Here is a 16,471-nt window from a genome sequence, read left to right as displayed (position 1 = left end):
TTATGATGAAACCAGCCACCCCAACTATATACGGAGTGCGGTGTTATCTGGATTCAACATTGTCAGCAAATTCAGTACATTCAGGAGCTTTTGTGGACACCAACGGCAAGATCCGCGGGCAGGACAGCACGCCCCGCAAAAAAGACGTGCTGCCATTGATCCTGTTATCGATCCTGCTGGCGGGAGTCGCGGCCGTGATCGCAGGCGCGGCACTGGCGCCACAATACCGGGCCGTGCCCGCCCTGCTGTGGAGCCTGGGCTTTTGCGTCAGTGGCATGCTGCTGGGATTCTTGTTCGGCATTCCCCGCACCTTGCCGTCGGGCACGGTCAATGTCGCGCCACCCGAGGCGCGGACCAGCGACGGGGCGCCGGCCACCAGTACTGGCCCCGGCAATACCAGCAATACCCTGTTTCTCGGCACGCCCACGCCGATGGAAATCAATTCCAACCTGGTGGAAGTATCGGACTGGCTGACCAAGATCATCGTCGGCGTGGGCTTGATCGAGCTCAAATCGCTGCCGGCCACCGCCCGCAGCATCGCCGCCTTCATTGCCCCCAGCCTGGGAGTCGATGTGCCGACAGGCATGGCCGTGGTGGGCGGCATCATGCTGTTTTTTTCCGTGCATGGTTTCCTGATCGGCTATCTGCTCACGCGCATATACCTGTCCATCATCATCAAGCGGGCCGACAGCATCGTCAAGAATGAGTCGGTCCGCCTGGAAAGCGGCAAGGAAATCGACGTGGCCGAACTGAGCCGCCTGCAGCAGAAATCGCTCGACGATTTGCAGGAAGCGGTGACGCGGCTGATGCTGGCGACGCCGCCCGGTGGCGCAGGTGGCGTCAGCGCCGTGTCCGCCATGGCCAGCCTGCCCGCCGCCGTCAAGCCCTTGAACAATCTGCTGTGGGTGGACGACCATCCGGGCAAGAACACCTTGCTGGTGGAACAGCTGGAACGCGACAATATCAAGGTCGACCAGGCCGTGGCGAGCCGGCAGGCGCTGGCCATGCTGCAAAAGAAGGCCTATGACCTGATGATCACGGACATGGCCCGCCTGGAAAATGGCAGCGCGATCAGGGATGCTGGCGTGCACACGGTGCGCGAGGCGCGCCAGCTGAAACCCGAGCTGCCCGTCATCATCTATTGCAACAAGGATACGGCGCCCCTCTACAGCACGGAGGCGGAAGCGGCCGGCGCGCGCTTCATCACCACCTCCGGTACCAGCTTATTGGCAGCCATCAACAGGCTGCTGCGCACTGAGCCCTGAGTCCTGAGTCCTGAGTCCTGAGTCCTGAGCCCGACGAGACTAGAGCTTCTCCATCTTTTGCCGCACGGCCGGCGCCGTGGCCGAGGTGGGCGCCAGTTCCAGATAGGTCTGATACGCCGTTCTGGCCTTGGCCGCATCGCCCGCCTTGGCGTAGGCATCGCCCAGGTTCAGATAGGCGATCGCGCGCGACGGGTCCATCTTGACCGTATTTTCAAACCAGCGGGCCGCTTCCCGGTATTTTTCCTGCTTGTAGAACACAAAACCCAGGTTGTTGGCCGCCAGCGCGAAGTCAGGCCGCAGTTTCAACGCCTCCGTAAATTGCGCTTCCGCCTGTGCATACTGTTTTTCCTTGTACAGCTGCAAGCCACGGTCGTTGGCCCGCTGCGCCAGCTGGCGCGCCGAGGTCGGCACGGCGCTCGGCGTGACGATCTTTTGCTCGCCGCCCTGCAAATCCTTGACCGTCACGCTGGCTGCCGCCGGCTTGGCGTCCAGCTTGCTGTTCAGGGCAATCGCTTCCGTCGACAGCTGGGTCGTGTTCGGGCTGAGGAATTCCGTTTCGGCCGGCAATTCAAACACGAAGTCGCCCCCTTCCGAGCCGGGCAGGCTGCCAAAGGCCGGCGTCTGGTTCGATACACTGGAGACCGCGGGCGCCACGTAGGCGGCCAGTTCCGTGGCCGTAATCAGGCCATCGCCATTCAGGTCGGCCTTGCCCGCCAGTCCTTGCAGCAAGGTCCACGTAAACACCGAGTGGCCATTCGGGCCGCCATCGGCCACCAGCTGGTCGCCGCCGCCCGCCGTCAGCATTTGCCGGCCGATGCGCCTGGCATTGTCACGCAAAAAGTTGCTGGAACCGGCGCCGCGCGTCAGGCCCAGGCCGCTGTAACAGGCGTCCATCACAAAAAAGGCGTGCTTGGCCGTCAGGCTTTCCGCGATATTCTGGATTTCCGTCATCGGGATTGCATCGGTGGCAAACTGCGCCGGGTCGGAATCGACGGGCACGATATAGCCCAGGTCGCGCCCCGAACTGAGCTTGCGCGTGGCGCCGTGGCCGGCAAAGAAGACGAAGATGCGGTCATTCCTTTGCACGCCGCCATGGGCCAGCTTGTCGTGGAAGGCGGCCAGGATGTTGTTGCGGGTCGCTTCGGCGTTCTTCAGGGTGACCACGCGCTCGGCCGCAAAGCCGAACTTCTCGATCAGGGTTTCGCGCACGCTCTGGGCGTCGCGCACCGCATATTGCAGCTTGGGCCAGCGGGCGTAGTCGTCGATGCCGATCACTACCGCCCAGGAATTGGCGTAACCGGTGCTGACAGGCACTTTTTCAGCGGCGGGCGCCGTGCTTTTTGCCACCTGGAAACTGGTGCCATCCCAGCCCGCGAATTGATAGCCTTCCGCCACCAGGCGATCGAGCACGGCCGGCAAGGCTTTCACCGTGCGTTCGTGGATGTCGTGGAACAGGATGATGCCGCGCCCCGCCTTGTCGACGGAGGCCAGCACCCGGTTTGTAATCGAGCTGGGCACGGGGTCGGCCCAGTCCAGCGAATCGATATTCCACATCACCGATTTCAGGTGGGCGCTGGCCAGCGCGGCCATGCCTTCGCTGTTGCGCGCACCGTACGGAAAACGGAACAAGGCGGCACGGTCCGGGCTGATGGCTTTCAATAAAGTGTCGGTGCCGAGGATTTCGCCTTTCAGCTTGTCGCCCGTTTCCTTCGATAATTGCGCATGGCTGAAACTATGGTTGCCCACGGCATAACCTTCGGCCATCAACTTGCGGGCGACTTCCGCGTTCGCCCCCAGCCTGGCGTGGCCTTCGGCATCGATGGCGCCCAGGTTGCGGCCCACGTTGAAGAACACGGCCGGCACGCCATATTGCTTCAGGATCGCGCTGATTTCTTCCGTGTAGCGGCGGTGCGGGCCGTCGTCAAAGCTCAGCACGATGGTTTTCTTCGGCAAGCCCAGGCCGAAGATTTCCGCTTCATCCTTTTTTACTTCCGCTTTGCTGTCCGGCACGGCGCCACCCGGTGGCACGGCATATGGCACGACAATGCCGTTTTCCTTGAGGATTTGCTCGCGGTTATACAGTTTTTTCAGGTGCGCCACATAATCGTCCCAGCGTTCGCGCTTGAGCTCGATGGCGCGCTGGCCCAGGTTGCCGAAGATCTGGCGGATTTCCTTTTCATAATTGCGCTCGATCTCGCCCAGTGCGTCGAGGTCTTCCGAAATGCGCTTGTGCACCTTGATCGCCGGCAAGGAACCATCCCTGGCCACGTCGGCCAGCATGCTTTGCAGCAGTTCGCGGAAAGCCAGGCGGTCGGCATCGTACAGGCCAGGATCCGACTCGATATAGGTTAACAGACTGTCGAGCGACTCGAAGCGGCCCGGATTGCCGGACGCCATCAACTGGTCCAGCATGGCGTCCAGTTTGGCGATGCGTTCCTGGTTTTCATGGAACAGGCTCTGCCCCACCTTGCGCGCCTGGTCGCGGGCGCCCTCCGGCAGCGATTGCTCATCGGCCAGCAAGACGATAATCTTGCGGAAATTGGCCAGCAAGTCGCGCAGTTGCGCCGCAATGGCCGCCGCATCCACGGCGCCTTGCGGCGTGGTGGCGGGAGCGCCGGCATGCGGTGCGACAGGGGTGCCGGTCGCGGCAGGACGCATGAACGTGTAGATGCCGGCACCGGCGGCCAGCGCCACGACCACGGTGGCGGCAATCTTGATCGGCTTGGAAGTCACAGGCTAGTCATTCCCTTCACATACTATTGAGCAAATTAAATCCGTGCAAATGCACAAGGCTCATTATTGTAGAGCACGCTTGGCAATTTGATCAGCCCGCTCTGATTGAAGTAGCAATATAATAGAAGATGTATGCCGCACTGCAACACCAACACTCTGGGACAGGACAGACGATGAAAAAGAAACTTTGCGCAGGTGCGCTGATGCTGGGCATGGCGCTGATGCTGCTGCAACTGCGCGCACATGCGGGCAATGGGGTAGCGTCAGGCGCCGCGTCGGTTATTGCCTGGGAAGAAGACTAAGGACGGAAATGCTTGCGCAGCCCCTGCCAGCATTCGAAATAATCGGTTTGCAGCAGGCCGCCATCGAGCGCAAACGGCGTGGGCCGGAGCATGGTGCGGGTTTCAAACATGAAAGCCATGGTCTCGCCCACTTTCACCGGCGTGGCCGTATCGCTGTGCGAGGCTTTTTCAAACGTTAACGCATCGGGGCCATGGCCCGACATGCAATTGTGCAGGCTGGCGCCGCCCGGCATGAAACCGGCGGCCTTGGCGTCATATACACCATGGATCAGGCCCATGAATTCGCTGGCCACGTTGCGGTGAAACCACGGTGGGCGAAAAGTGTGTTCGGCGGCCAGCCAGCGCGGCGGAAAGATCGCAAAATCGATCGCGCCCAGTTGCGGGTTGTCGCCGGGGGCCTGCAGCACCAGGAAAATCGATGGATCGGGATGGTCATAGCTGATCGAGCCGATCGTATTGAAGCGGCGCAGATCATATTTATACGGCGCGTAATTGCCATGCCAGGCCACCACGTCCAGCGGTGAATGATCAAGCGTGGTGCGCCACAGATGGCCGCCGAACTTGGCCACCAGTTCACATTCGCCATCGACATCCTCATACGCTGCATGCGGCGTTAAAAAGTCGCGCGCATTGGCCAGGCCGTTCGAGCCGATCGGCCCCAGCTCCGGCAGGCGGAAAGCGGGGCCAAAATTTTCACAGATATAACCGCGCGCCTGGCCATCGGGCAGGCTGACGCGAAAGCGCACGCCACGCGGGATGACGGCGATTTCCTGCGGTTCCAGTTCGATCACTCCCAGCTCGGTGGCAATCAGCAGCCGGCCCTGCTGCGGCACGACCAGCCATTCGCCATCGGCCGAATAAAAACACCGCTGCATAGCGCGGTTGGCTGCATACAGGTGTATCGCGCAGCCGCTCATGGCCTCGGCGCTGCCATTGCCGGCCATCGTCACCAGGCCATCGATGAAGTCCGTTTCAGCGTGCACCGGCGGCAGTGGCAGCGGATCCCAGCGCAGCTGGTTAGGCGGCGTGGGCGGCATCAGGTGAAAATCGCTGGCGATGCGCGTATTGTCCAGCAAGGTGAACGGCCGGTGCTGGCTGGCGGGGCGGATGCGGTATAGCCAGGAACGCCGGTTCTGCGCACGCGGCGCCGTGAACGCCGTGCCCGACAACTGTTCCGCATACAGCCCCAGGGGCGCGCGCTGGGGCGCATTCTGCCCCTGCGGCAAGGCGCCGGGGAGTGCTTCGGTGGCAAATTCATTGCCAAAGCCGCTTTGATAACGTGCCGTGGTCATGCCACGGCCCTGTCTTGCCGATGCTGCATATGGTCTCCTGCACGCGCTTTTTCGCCCATGATACGCCGCTTTTCCGGCAGCAGAGCAGACGTGAAAACGGCGGCGCCCTGTCAGGGGCGCCGCCGCCGGCGGTCAAATTAGCAAGGTATCAATGCTGCAGTGATCAGCGTGGCCTGATCGGCACATCCTTGACCGTCTGATTGCCGTAGGTGAAGCTGCCTTGGCCTACCCAGTCATTATCGGTGACGAAGGTTGCCGTGAACTTGGCCAGGTAGGTGCCGATGGCAGGCGGCGGCACGGACACCGTGTATTCGCCGCTCAGCGTGAACGCGCGGGTATAGTGTTGCAGGCCCAGGCCGTGCACTTCGCCGCTAATGGGACGAATCACCACGCGTCCGTTTGGCGGAGCAATCGCCTGCGCAACCAGCGCTTCGCCGCTCAGGGCGCCATCGGCCGAGTTGAAGAGCAAGGCCAGATTCAGGATGGGGGCGCCGGGCGAGCCAAGATTGCCTGCGACCAGATACAGGTGTTCGATCTCATTCAATTCATTTGATGCCATTATCTACTCCTTTTTTTGGGGGAGGGATGATTCCTGAGCCGTGAGGAGATCGCGGATTGCGACAGGCGCTGGCTATCAGCCTTGCCGATGATGGCATGCATTCGGCACTCCCAGCCATCATAGAGTTAATTTTGATGTCAATATACTCACATTATTGCCTTGAATTCCAGCTATTTTATGCAGCCCCCTATTACCGCAATTGGCTATCACCAAACGTAACGATGCCCCTAGATCTGGCGCAAAGATTATGTTGATGCAGATCAAAAATAAAAACGCCCGGCTAAGCGGGCGTCTGGATACAACGGGCAGGTTGGATCAGCCGCGCTGCGGCAACACCCAGTCCGGGCGCACGAAATGGCAGGTATAGCCATTTGGCAAGCGCTCCAGGTAATCCTGGTGCTCGGGTTCCGCTTGCCAGAACGGGCCGGCCGCTTCCACTTGCGTCACAACCTTGCCCGGCCACAGGCCGGAAGCGTCAACGTCACGGATGGTGTCCAGCGCCACCTGCTTTTGCGCTTCGCTGGTATAGAAAATGGCCGAGCGGTAGCTGGTGCCCAAATCATTGCCCTGGCGATTTTCCGTGCTGGGGTCGTGGATCTGGAAGAAGAATTCGAGGATCTTGCGATAGCTGATGACGGCTGGATCGAAAACGATTTCAATCGCTTCGGCATGCGTGCCATGGTTGCGGTAGGTGGCGTTGGCCACGTCGCCGCCGCTGTAGCCCACGCGCGTGGCCAGCACGCCCGGATAACGGCGCAGCAAGTCCTGCACGCCCCAGAAGCAGCCGCCTGCCAGGATGGCAGTTTCAGTGTTGTTGTCATGTGCCATGGTAGTCAATTCCTTGTTCAACAATGCGTAAAACAGCCATCTTACCGCGTCGCCGGTTTTTCGTCAGGCCGTGCCAGCAAACGCCTGAGTTGCGCTGCCTGATAAGCGCCGATGGCGTCGTTGAACAGGCAGCGTATCAAAGGATCGTCGACGATATCGGCTTCGTCGAGCAGCGCCTGGGTGGCCGCATCGAAGGCATGATCGTTGATGCGCATGTACATCGACGTCAGCGATTCGCCCAGCACCAGCGCCGCATGGCACTTCACCAGCGGCACTTCGGTGGTCCAGCCTGGCGCCTCGTCCGCCTGTTCCACCAGCGCAATCTGGTCGCCATGCGTGCGGTAGTGCAGCATAGTGACTGTGCCGTCATGGCCGTACAAGGACAGGCGCCACAGCCGCGGGGCCTGGAAATAGCTGTCCTCGGCCAGCTCCATGTCGCGGTAGCGCTGCAGCAGGCCGTCACGGCAAAAATCGAGCACCAGCGCGGCGTCAGGCCCGCTCAAGGGCGCAAAACGTCGCGCGATATCCGCCGTGGCGGGCGGGGTCAAGCCTGGCCGGTAATCGAAGTCGACATCCTGCGGCCCCACGGGGATCACCCACGGCAGCGGTGCGGCTGGTGTCAAGCCCTCGCCATCGAGCAGCACGGAGGTGGAAGGATCGAGCCTGAGTATATGCGCATCGGGCAGCGCAGCGCCGATTTCCTGCGCAAACTGGCGATAGGTGACGGGGAACATGGCGTGGTTATACCAGGACCAGTCTTCCTGCACGAACTGGCAGGAGCTGGGCACGATGTAGCGCGGCGCCAGCGCGCGCAGCTGCGGCACCCAGTCGTCGGGCAATTCCACCGGGCCGGCATCCGTGCCAGCGCGCGACGGTGCGATCACGGCGATTTCGCGCATGGTCTGGAATGGCCACAAGACCATGTCCCACGGCGCAAATTGCGCCAGTTGCGCGATGGTGTCGGGGCCGATCCAGGAATCGACCACGTTCAATACATTCAGGCCACCCGCCCGCACCTGGAACAGCGAATCGACATCATCATCCAGGGCGCGGCGCGGGATGATCTCGATGCTGCCCACCTGCACCGGCAGATCGACCTGCAGGCGGTGTACCTGCGCAAAGCCCAGCGCGCGCAGCATCGCGAACAGCTCGTCGAAGACGCAATACAGGTAGATGGGGGTGGCACGGTCGAAATGGTCGAGGCTGTCGAGCGACAGATGGTCGTCGTGCAGGTGCGAGATGAAGATCGCATCGAGGCGCAGGTGGCGCACCTGTTCCGGCTCGAAGCGCACGGATGGAAACGCGTGGCAGTTGCGGCTGAACGGATTTTCCACGATGGGATCGAAAGCGATGGACGTGCCACCGCTTTCGAAGACATAACCGGCGTGCAGGATGCGGGAGATTTTCAGGGACATGGGCAACTCATTATCAACAGCGCGCCATCATAGCGGAAATGGCGCGCCCTGCCCCTATCCAGGCTTAGAACACCCAACAAAACCGTAGCGAGCGGAAGAGAGTTGTGGCTGAGAAGCGGAGCCGTGCGCATGCACGGTGAGCATCGCAGGCCGCAAATCTCGACGCGCAGTAGGTTTTGATGGGTGTTTAATATGGGTTGTTCAGCACATCCATCGCAAAATAGGTAAAAATCATGTCGGCGCCTGCGCGCTTGATGGCGCCCAGGGTTTCCTGCACCACGCGGCGCTCGTCGATGGCGCCTGCCTGTGCGGCAAACTTGATCATCGCGTATTCGCCGCTGACCTGGTAGGCGCCGATCGGCAGACGCGTCGCTTCGCGCAGGTCGCGGATGATGTCCAGGTAGGCGCCGGCCGGCTTGACCATCAGCGCGTCGGCGCCTTCGGCTTCGTCGATCAACGATTCGCGGATCGCTTCGCGGCGGTTCATCGGGTCCATCTGGTAGGTCTTGCGGTCGCCCTTCAGGCTGCTGCCGGCCGCGTCGCGGAACGGGCCATACAGGCCCGAGGCGAACTTGGTCGAATACGCCATCACCGGGGTGTCGTGGAAACCGGCTGCATCGAGGGCGCTGCGGATGGCGGCCACCTGGCCATCCATCGCCGCCGATGGCGCGATGATGTCGGCGCCGGCCTGCGCGGCGATCACGGCTTGCTTGCCCAGGTTCAGTACCGTGCTGTCGTTGTCGACCGTATCGCCATGCAGGATGCCGCAATGGCCATGGTCCGTGTATTCGCAGAAGCAGGTGTCGGACATGACCACCATCTCGGGCACGGCATCCTTGATGATGCGCGACATGCGCGCCACCAGGCCGTCCGGGTTCAGGGTGTCGCTGCCGTGGCTATCCTTGTGGTGCGAAATGCCGAAGGTCATGACCGAGCGCAGGCCTGCGCGCGCATAGCGCTCGACTTCCTGCGCCAGCTTCGCTTCTGGGATGCGGCGCACGCCGGGCATGGAGGCGATCTCGATAAAGTCGCTGCTGCCTTCATCGACGAAGATCGGCAGGACCAGGTCGCGCGCATTGATCTCGGTTTCGCGGAACAATTCGCGCAGTTGGGGCGTTGCGCGCAGGCGGCGCATACGCGAAGTAGGGAATGTTGCTGGCATGGGGTGACTGGCTTCAGGTTAAGAACGCCGACAAGTATACGCCCATCGCGGCGCTTTTGCCTGGCGCCGCGATGAAAATGGCGCCCAAGTCAAAAAACGCCGGCAAGGCGTGGCTGCGCGGGACTGGCCGTAGCAGGTTTGGCCTGGCTGGCACCGCCCGTACTGGGCAAGTCCGGCAAATGCCGGCCCATGCTTACCGTACCAGGCGCAAACGTATGCACAGGCCCGGCGCCGCATCCTCGATCACCAGGCTGCCGCCATGCAGGGCAGCGATGGCGGCCACGATGGACAGCCCCAGGCCATTGCCGGGCAGGTGGCGGCTCTTGTCGAGACGATAAAAGCGCTGCGTCAGTTTCGGCAGTTCTTCCGGCGGCACGCCGGGACCGTTGTCGCGCACGGCCAGCCAGCTGCCGCTTTCATCCGCGCCGGCCGACACTTCCACCGTCGCACCGGAGCCCGCATACTTGATGGCGTTGTCGACCAGGCTGGCCAGCGCGCTGCCCAGCAGATTGCGGTCGCCGCGCGCCGGCACGTCCTGTCCATACATCTGCACCAGCAGCACGCCCCGCTCGTCGGCCGTGGCTTCGTACATTTCCACGATGTCGGCGCCGATCTGGTGCAGGTCGATGTCGCTGAAGTTCTCGGGCCGCATGCCCGATTCGGCGGCGGCGATCTGCAGCAGCTTGTCGAACACGCGCGTCAGTTCATCGATATCGTCGATGGCCGCCTGCGCCGCCTGCGCATGGCCTTCCCGCGTCTGCACTTCGGCGGCGACCCGCAAGGCGCCATCGAGCTTGTTGCGGATACGCCCCAGCGGCGTACGCAAGTCGTGCGCAATCGCGTTCGACACGTGGCGCACACCCTCCATCAAGTGCTCGATGCGGTCCAGCATGCGGTTGATGTCGCGGCTCAGCAAGCCGAATTCATCATCGCTGGTCACCGGAATGCGCCGGCTCAGATCACCGGCCTCGATTTCGGCCGCCGTGCGGCGGATGCGGCCGATACGCGCTTCCAGCTGGCGCCGGAACAGCAGCGCACCGGCCACCGCCAGCAGCACGGCCGCGCCGCCGCCGAAGGCCAGCGAGCGCACCACCAGGCTGCGGATCGATTCGCCCTCTTCCATGTCGCGCCCCACGAACAGGCGCGCACCGCCATCGAGGTCGCGTATCAGCAAACGCGCCGGCACGCGCCGGCCTTCGCGCGTCACGTCGCGGTGCAGCAGCCGGCCCACGGGACTGGCAGGGTCCGGCCAGTCCGACAGATTGCCCGAGATGCGCTTGCCATTGGCGCCCACCAGCAAAAAAATCTCGGTGTCGCTGTCGGTGCGGTCGGTGAGCAAATGGGCAATTTCAGCGGAAACGGCCGCGCCGCCGTCGCTCACATCGTACAGCGAGGCCAGGCGGCCGGACAGCACCACCAGCTTGTGGTCCACGCTGCGGTCCAGCACGCCGATGGTGCCGACATAGAACACGCCGCAGACAACGGCGATCGACAGCGCCGTCAGCAAGCCATAGCCGAGCGCCAGGCGGGCCGCGATGGAGCGGTGGATATTAAGCATATTCATTCAACATCGCCGTCACGCATCCTCATCAGGCGCCATCGAGCACGCCCAGCGTATACCCCACGCCGCGCACCGTGTGGATCAGCGGCGGAGAGAATTCCTTGTCAATCTTGGTGCGCAGGCGGCTGACCTGCACGTCGATGACGTTGGTCTGCGGGTCAAAATGGTAATCCCACACGGCTTCGAGCAGCATGGCGCGCGTGACCGACTGGCCCTGGTGGCGCATCAGGTATTCCAGCAAACGGAATTCACGCGGCTGCAGCGCAATCTGGCGGTTGGCGCGCGTCACGCGCATGGTGCGCATGTCGAGCACCAGGTCGGCCACCTGCAATTGGGTGGCGTCCGGCACGGGAGCCGCGCGGCGCAGCAGCGCCTCGATGCGCGCCAGCAGTTCGGCGATGGCGAACGGTTTCGACAGATAATCGTCGCCGCCGCTGCGCAGGCCGCGCACGCGCTCGTCGACGCTCGATAATGCCGACAGCACCAGCACCGGCGTATTGCGGCCCAGGCCGCGCAGGCGCGCGACGATGGCCAGGCCATCGAGTTCGCCGGGCAGCAATCGGTCCAGTATCAGGGCGTCCCACTCTTCGCCGCAGGCCAGGCGCATGCCGTCGATGCCGTTGTCGCAGGCAGTGACGTCGTGGCCCGCCTCGCGCAAGCCGGCGCAGATATAACGGGATGTATCGGCTTCGTCTTCAATGACCAGGCAGCGCACGGGGTATTCCTTGTAAAAAATCAATAACACCTGACAAAACCGTCGCGAGCGGATGAGAGTTGTGGCTGCGAAGCGGAGCTGTACCAGGCACGGGGCCGCCGAGGCAGTGAGCATCGCGGACCGCAAATCGTGACGCGCAGTGGTTATGTCGGGTTTTCTAAATGGGTGAATACGCGCAGCATACGCCAGGCAGCGTCTACTTACCAGTCCTGCCGTGCGGTGGTGGCGAAATGGCGCTGCAGGAAATCGATAAACGCCGTCACCCGCGCCGACAGGTTCAGCTTTTCCGGGTACACGGCAAAAATGTCGGCCGGCGCCAGGCTCCACTCGGGCAGCACGCGCACCAGCCGACCCGAACGCAGGTAGGGCGCCACGTCCCACTGCGAGCGCTGCACGATGCCCTGCCCGTCCAGCGCCCAGTCGAGCGCGATTTCACCATGGTTGGTACTGAGCTTGCCGCGCACCTTGACACTTTCCTGGGTCCGCCCCTGGTACAAGGTCCAGTGGCCATAGGCAGCGTCATTTTCACGCAGCACGATGCACTGGTGGCGGGCCAGGTCGCGCGGCACGGCCAGCGGCGGCCGCCCCCTTAAATACTGGGGCGCCGCGCACAGCCAGCGCTCATTGGCCGCGATACGGCGCGCATACAGGCGGGCGTCGGGCAGCGCGCCGATACGGATGCCCACGTCAAACGCCGTGTCAGCCAGGTTGGCGGGCCGGTCGCTGACCTGCAATTGCACTTCCACTTCCGGGTATTCGCGGGCAAAGGCAGCGATCGCCGGGCCGATATGGCGCCGTCCGAAGCCGATGCTGGCATTCACGCGCAACAGGCCGCGCGGCACGGCGCGGCTGGCCGCCACCGTGCTTTCCAGCTCTTCGATTTCGGCCAGGATGCGCGTCCCTTGCGCAAAATACAGCTCGCCTTCCTGCGTCACGCTCATGCGCCGCGTGCTGCGGTTGAGCAGGCGCACGCCCAGCCGCGCTTCCAGGCTGGCCAGGGTCTTGCTGATCACGGGCGGCGTGACGCCCATTTCGCGCGCTACCGCCGCCATGCTGCCATGCTTGACCAGCATGGCAAAGAAAGCCAGGTCCGAAACGGCACTCATTCTTCACTCCAAAGAAATAATGACTTAATCTTGAGCGAATTATATAGATAAAAACTATCCTAGAATACAGGCATACCGCTACTTTGACTTTGCAGGAGACACCATGTTCGAGCATTTCACTTCCTACACCCTAGAGGTCGACGGCTCGCCCGTGCACTATGTGCGCGGCGGTTCCGGCCCCGCCCTGCTGCTCTTGCATGGCCACCCGCAAACCCACGTCATCTGGCACAAGGTGGCGGCCCAGCTGGCGCGCCATTTCACGGTGATCGCCGCCGACCTGCGCGGTTATGGCGACAGCGCCAAGCCGGCCGGCCTGCCTGACCACAGCAATTATTCGAAACGCGAGATGGGCAATGAACAGCTGCGGCTGATGCAGCTGCTGGGCTTTGAGCGCTTCCTGGTGATGGCGCATGACCGCGGCGGCCGCGTCGCCTACCGCATGGCGCTCGACCACCCTGAACGCATCACGCGCCTGGTGGTGCTCGACATCGCCCCCACCCTGGCCATGTATGAACAAACCGACCGCGAGTTCGCCACCAGCTACTTCCACTGGTTTTTCCTGATCCGCCCGGCGCCGTTCCCCGAGCTGCTGGTGAGCGGCAACCCGGACGCCTACCTGCAATACACGATAGGCGGACGTTCGGCCGGACTGGCGCCGTTCACGCCGGAAGCGTATGCCGAATACCTGCGCTGCCTGCGCGACCCGGCCACCATCCACGGCATCTGCGAAGACTACCGGGCCAGCGCCAGCATCGACCTGGAACATGAACGGGCCGACCTGGCCGCCGGCCGGCGCATCACTTGTCCCATGCTGGCCCTGTGGGGCGCCGACGGCGTGGTCGGGCGCTGCTTCGACCCGCTGGCCGAATGGCAGCGACTGGCCGAACAGGTAGAAGGGCATGCACTGCCCTGCGGCCATTACATCCCCGAAGAAAATCCGGCCGGCCTGCTGGCCGCCACCCTGCCCTTCCTGCTGGGCCAAACATCTCTTGAAAGCCAGCCATGACCCACCAGCCAGCCGCCCCGGCCACGCTCTACCAGAAACTGGTCGATAGCCACACCGTCGAACGTCTCGATGCAGACCATGTGCTGTTGTACGCCGACCTGCACATCATGAACGAGTACACCAGCCCGCAAGCCTTCAGCAGCCTGCATGACAAAGGGCGCGCCGTGCTGCGCCCCGCCCAGCAACTGGCTGTCGTGTCGCACATCATTCCCACGGCGCCGCTGGCCGTCGGCCAGCGCGTGATCGGCGATCCTGCATCGAGCCTGCTGGCGCTCAACTTGCGCCGCAACTGCGAGCGCCACAGCATCCGCCTGTTCGACACCAATGACATCGACCAGGGCATAGAGCACATCATCGCGCCGGAACAGGGCCTGGTGCGCCCCGGCATGGTGATCCTGTGCGGCGACAGCCATACCACCACCTATGGCGCCCTGGGCGCGCTGGGCTTCGGCGTGGGCACTTCCGAAGTCGAGCATATCCTGGCCACGCAGACGCTGGTCTACCGGGTGGCGCAAGGCATGCGCGTCCGCATCGATGGGCAGCTGGCGCGCGGCACCTCCGTCAAGGACCTGACCTTGTACCTGATCAGCAGCCTGGGCGCCCAGGGCGCGCGCGGTTATGCGGTGGAGTTTTGCGGCACGGCCATCGCCGCGCTGACCGTCGAGGCGCGCATGACCCTGTGTAATATGGCGGTGGAGGCAGGCGCCCGCGCTGCGCTGATCGCGCCCGACGCGGCCACCCGCGCCTACCTGCGCAGCCACGCGGCGCCCTTCCACGACGGTGCGCTGCCCGCGCTGTGGGACGCACTGCATAGCGACGCGGGCGCCGTGTTCGACCTGGAACACGTATTCGACGCCAGCGCAGTGGCGCCCTACGTTACCTGGGGCACCAGCCCGGACCAGGGCATGCCCGTCAATGCCCGCATTCCCGCTCCCGATGCGCAGTCGGGCAGCGCCGACCCGCATGCGCCGGCCATGGCGAGCAAGGCGCTGGCCTACATGGGGCTGCGGGCCGGCGAGTCCATCACGGGCCTGCCGATCGACCGCGTGTTCATCGGTTCATGCACGAATAGCCGCATCGAAGACCTGCGCGCCGCCGCCGCCATCGTCGGCACGCACAAGGTGGCGCCCACCGTGCGCGCCATGGTGGTGCCGGGTTCGGGCGCCGTGCGCCGCCAGGCCGAGGCGGAAGGCCTGGCCGACATCTTCATCGCCGCCGGCTTCGAGTGGCGCCAGCCTGGCTGCTCGATGTGCCTGGCCATGAACGACGACGTGCTGTCGCCGCTGGAGCGCTGCGCCTCGACCACCAACCGCAATTTCGAAGGACGGCAAGGGCGCGCCAGCCGCACCCACCTGATGAGCCCGGCCATGGCGGCGGCCGCCGCGATCACCGGCGCCATCACCGACGTCCGCACACTGGAGCAAGCACAATGACTGAACAACTGACGAAGATCGCAGGACTGGCCGCGCCGCTGCTGATCGATAACCTGGACACCGACCAGATCATGCCCAAGCAATTCCTGCGCACCATCAGCAAGGAGGGACTCGATAAAGGCTTGCTGTACGATTTGCGCTTCGATGGCGATGGCCAGCCGCGTCCAGACTGCATCCTGAACCAGCCCGGCTATGAGAGCACGCGGATATTGATCGCCGGCTCGAATTTCGGCTGCGGTTCCAGCCGCGAACACGCCGTATGGGGCTTGCAGCAATTCGGCATCGCCGCCGTGATCGCGCCCAGCTATGGTGAAATTTTCTATGGCAATGCGCTCAACAACCGCCTGCTGCCCATCATGCTGGAACAATCGGCCATCGATGCGCTGGTCGGCGCCCTGGCGCAGGCCAGCCAGCCAACGCTGGAAATCGACCTGCTGGCGCTGACGATACGCGCGCCAGACGGCGCGCTCACGCCATTTACGCTGGCGCCGCGCAGCAGGCGCATGCTGGTCGACGGCATGGACATGGTCGCCCTGACCCTGCAATCACTACCGCAGATTGAAGTCTTCGAGCAGCGCCATGTGGCGGCGCAACCGTGGATGCGGGTCTTGTAGCTAATTACATTTGCCGCGCAGCTTGGCCACCGCCACGAACGGCAGCGCCAGGATGCCGCCAAGGCCGATCGGCCCGAGGTTGGTCGGCTGGCGCTTCAAACCGTCTTCATGCAGGCAATCGGGCACTTGCGCTTCACTGAAGGCGGCGCCAAATTTCTCATATTTGTCGCCGCGTATCGTCACCTGCTGCATGGCGGGCTGCCCCTCGGCCGCCTTGGCCTCCTCTGCCAGCACGGCGTGCACGGCGTCGCGTATCATCGTCTGCGTCAGTGCCGGCGCAACGGAAGGAGCCTGTGCTGCCGCTACCGGCGCGGGCGTTTGTGCCCCGGCAAAACCAGCGCCCAGCAAGGCCAGGCTGCAGACCAGCGTTTTCATCGGTGATTATCCAGTATCAAGGTAATAATCACTATACCAGCATTCCCGCGCCAGGCAAGATGGCAGGCGATCAGCGGATAGCGGACAGGCTCAGGTACAATACGG

The 16,471-nt window shown here is 63.3% G+C and carries 15 protein-coding genes; 5 read left to right on the top strand and 10 right to left on the bottom strand.

Features of this window, described 5'->3' with window-relative positions; genetic code table 11:
• Positions 1–92: 92 nt before the first annotated feature.
• Positions 93–1,265, top strand: coding sequence for a response regulator (locus ACL9RI_RS20830; protein WP_422728399.1), 1,173 nt, complete (start codon positions 93–95; stop codon positions 1,263–1,265).
• A gap of 39 nt (positions 1,266–1,304) precedes the next feature.
• On the opposite strand, the gene ACL9RI_RS20825 is transcribed toward ACL9RI_RS20830, so the two are convergent.
• Positions 1,305–3,998: a polysaccharide deacetylase family protein gene (locus ACL9RI_RS20825; protein WP_422728398.1), complete on the bottom strand. Its 2,694-nt coding sequence runs from the start codon at positions 3,996–3,998 to the stop codon at positions 1,305–1,307.
• Positions 3,999–4,171: 173 nt separating this feature from the next.
• On the opposite strand from ACL9RI_RS20825, the gene ACL9RI_RS20820 reads away from it, so the two are divergent.
• The gene (locus tag ACL9RI_RS20820) at positions 4,172–4,300 is read left to right on the top strand and encodes a hypothetical protein (RefSeq protein WP_422728397.1); all 129 of its coding nucleotides are present in this window, start codon (positions 4,172–4,174) and stop codon (positions 4,298–4,300) included.
• On the opposite strand, the gene hmgA is transcribed toward ACL9RI_RS20820, so the two are convergent.
• The 8 genes from hmgA to ACL9RI_RS20780 form a co-directional block, all read right to left on the bottom strand.
• Entirely contained in the window at positions 4,297–5,592 is a 1,296-nt protein-coding gene (hmgA, locus tag ACL9RI_RS20815; RefSeq protein WP_422728396.1) for a homogentisate 1,2-dioxygenase, read from the bottom strand. The two genes, ACL9RI_RS20820 and hmgA, sit on opposite strands and share 4 nt — an antisense overlap.
• Positions 5,593–5,755: 163 nt before the next feature.
• Entirely contained in the window at positions 5,756–6,151 is a 396-nt protein-coding gene (locus ACL9RI_RS20810; protein WP_422728395.1) for a DUF1842 domain-containing protein, read from the bottom strand.
• A 315-nt stretch (positions 6,152–6,466) separates the two neighbouring features.
• Positions 6,467–6,979 carry a peptide-methionine (S)-S-oxide reductase MsrA gene (msrA, locus tag ACL9RI_RS20805; RefSeq protein WP_422728394.1) on the bottom strand — a complete coding sequence of 171 codons (513 nt, stop codon included), beginning with the start codon at positions 6,977–6,979 and terminating at the stop codon, positions 6,467–6,469.
• A 41-nt stretch (positions 6,980–7,020) separates the two neighbouring features.
• Entirely contained in the window at positions 7,021–8,394 is a 1,374-nt protein-coding gene (locus tag ACL9RI_RS20800; protein ID WP_422728393.1) for an MBL fold metallo-hydrolase, read from the bottom strand.
• A gap of 187 nt (positions 8,395–8,581) precedes the next feature.
• Complete coding sequence (gene hemB / locus ACL9RI_RS20795) at positions 8,582–9,556, bottom strand: porphobilinogen synthase (protein WP_422728392.1); 975 nt, start codon at positions 9,554–9,556, stop codon at positions 8,582–8,584.
• A 193-nt stretch (positions 9,557–9,749) separates the two neighbouring features.
• Complete coding sequence (locus tag ACL9RI_RS20790) at positions 9,750–11,120, bottom strand: ATP-binding protein (RefSeq protein WP_422728391.1); 1,371 nt, start codon at positions 11,118–11,120, stop codon at positions 9,750–9,752.
• 25 nt (positions 11,121–11,145) lie between these two features.
• A complete protein-coding gene (locus ACL9RI_RS20785; protein ID WP_422728592.1) occupies positions 11,146–11,832 on the bottom strand; it encodes a winged helix-turn-helix domain-containing protein in 687 nt (228 codons plus the stop codon).
• 200 nt (positions 11,833–12,032) lie between these two features.
• On the bottom strand, positions 12,033–12,938 hold the full coding sequence (locus ACL9RI_RS20780; protein ID WP_422728390.1) for a LysR family transcriptional regulator: 906 nt from the start codon (positions 12,936–12,938) through the stop codon (positions 12,033–12,035).
• Positions 12,939–13,041: 103 nt separating this feature from the next.
• Here ACL9RI_RS20780 and ACL9RI_RS20775 point away from each other — a divergent pair, with 103 nt between their 5' ends.
• The 3 genes from ACL9RI_RS20775 to leuD are packed head-to-tail and all read left to right on the top strand — an operon-like array spanning position 13,042 to position 15,991.
• A complete protein-coding gene (locus tag ACL9RI_RS20775) occupies positions 13,042–13,944 on the top strand; it encodes an alpha/beta fold hydrolase (RefSeq protein ID WP_422728389.1) in 903 nt (300 codons plus the stop codon).
• Positions 13,941–15,377: a 3-isopropylmalate dehydratase large subunit gene (gene leuC, locus ACL9RI_RS20770; protein WP_422728388.1), complete on the top strand. Its 1,437-nt coding sequence runs from the start codon at positions 13,941–13,943 to the stop codon at positions 15,375–15,377. The genes ACL9RI_RS20775 and leuC overlap by 4 nt, the downstream gene beginning before the upstream one ends.
• Complete coding sequence (gene leuD / locus ACL9RI_RS20765) at positions 15,374–15,991, top strand: 3-isopropylmalate dehydratase small subunit (protein ID WP_422728387.1); 618 nt, start codon at positions 15,374–15,376, stop codon at positions 15,989–15,991. Before leuC ends, leuD begins: the two co-directional genes overlap by 4 nt.
• Here leuD and ACL9RI_RS20760 read toward each other — a convergent pair whose 3' ends face one another.
• Entirely contained in the window at positions 15,992–16,366 is a 375-nt protein-coding gene (locus ACL9RI_RS20760) for a hypothetical protein (protein WP_422728386.1), read from the bottom strand.
• Between the last annotated feature and the right edge of the window lie 105 nt (positions 16,367–16,471).

It is taken from the genome of Janthinobacterium sp. Mn2066 (assembly GCF_049319705.1).
Lineage (GTDB): Bacteria > Pseudomonadota > Gammaproteobacteria > Burkholderiales > Burkholderiaceae_D > Janthinobacterium.
The sequence above is the reverse complement of the archived record's forward strand: the minus strand, read 5'-3'. Positions and strand labels throughout refer to the sequence as shown.

Coding starts and splice junctions, on each gene's coding strand:
- ACL9RI_RS20820 (WP_422728397.1), top strand. CDS start 4,172: ATGAAAAAGAAACTTTGCGCAGGTGCGCTGATGCTGGGCATGGCGCTG.
- hmgA (WP_422728396.1), bottom strand. CDS start 5,592: ATGACCACGGCACGTTATCAAAGCGGCTTTGGCAATGAATTTGCCACC.
- ACL9RI_RS20810 (WP_422728395.1), bottom strand. CDS start 6,151: ATGGCATCAAATGAATTGAATGAGATCGAACACCTGTATCTGGTCGCA.
- msrA (WP_422728394.1), bottom strand. CDS start 6,979: ATGGCACATGACAACAACACTGAAACTGCCATCCTGGCAGGCGGCTGC.
- ACL9RI_RS20800 (WP_422728393.1), bottom strand. CDS start 8,394: ATGTCCCTGAAAATCTCCCGCATCCTGCACGCCGGTTATGTCTTCGAA.
- hemB (WP_422728392.1), bottom strand. CDS start 9,556: ATGCCAGCAACATTCCCTACTTCGCGTATGCGCCGCCTGCGCGCAACG.
- ACL9RI_RS20790 (WP_422728391.1), bottom strand. CDS start 11,120: ATGAATATGCTTAATATCCACCGCTCCATCGCGGCCCGCCTGGCGCTC.
- ACL9RI_RS20780 (WP_422728390.1), bottom strand. CDS start 12,938: ATGAGTGCCGTTTCGGACCTGGCTTTCTTTGCCATGCTGGTCAAGCAT.
- ACL9RI_RS20775 (WP_422728389.1), top strand. CDS start 13,042: ATGTTCGAGCATTTCACTTCCTACACCCTAGAGGTCGACGGCTCGCCC.
- leuC (WP_422728388.1), top strand. CDS start 13,941: ATGACCCACCAGCCAGCCGCCCCGGCCACGCTCTACCAGAAACTGGTC.
- leuD (WP_422728387.1), top strand. CDS start 15,374: ATGACTGAACAACTGACGAAGATCGCAGGACTGGCCGCGCCGCTGCTG.
- ACL9RI_RS20760 (WP_422728386.1), bottom strand. CDS start 16,366: ATGAAAACGCTGGTCTGCAGCCTGGCCTTGCTGGGCGCTGGTTTTGCC.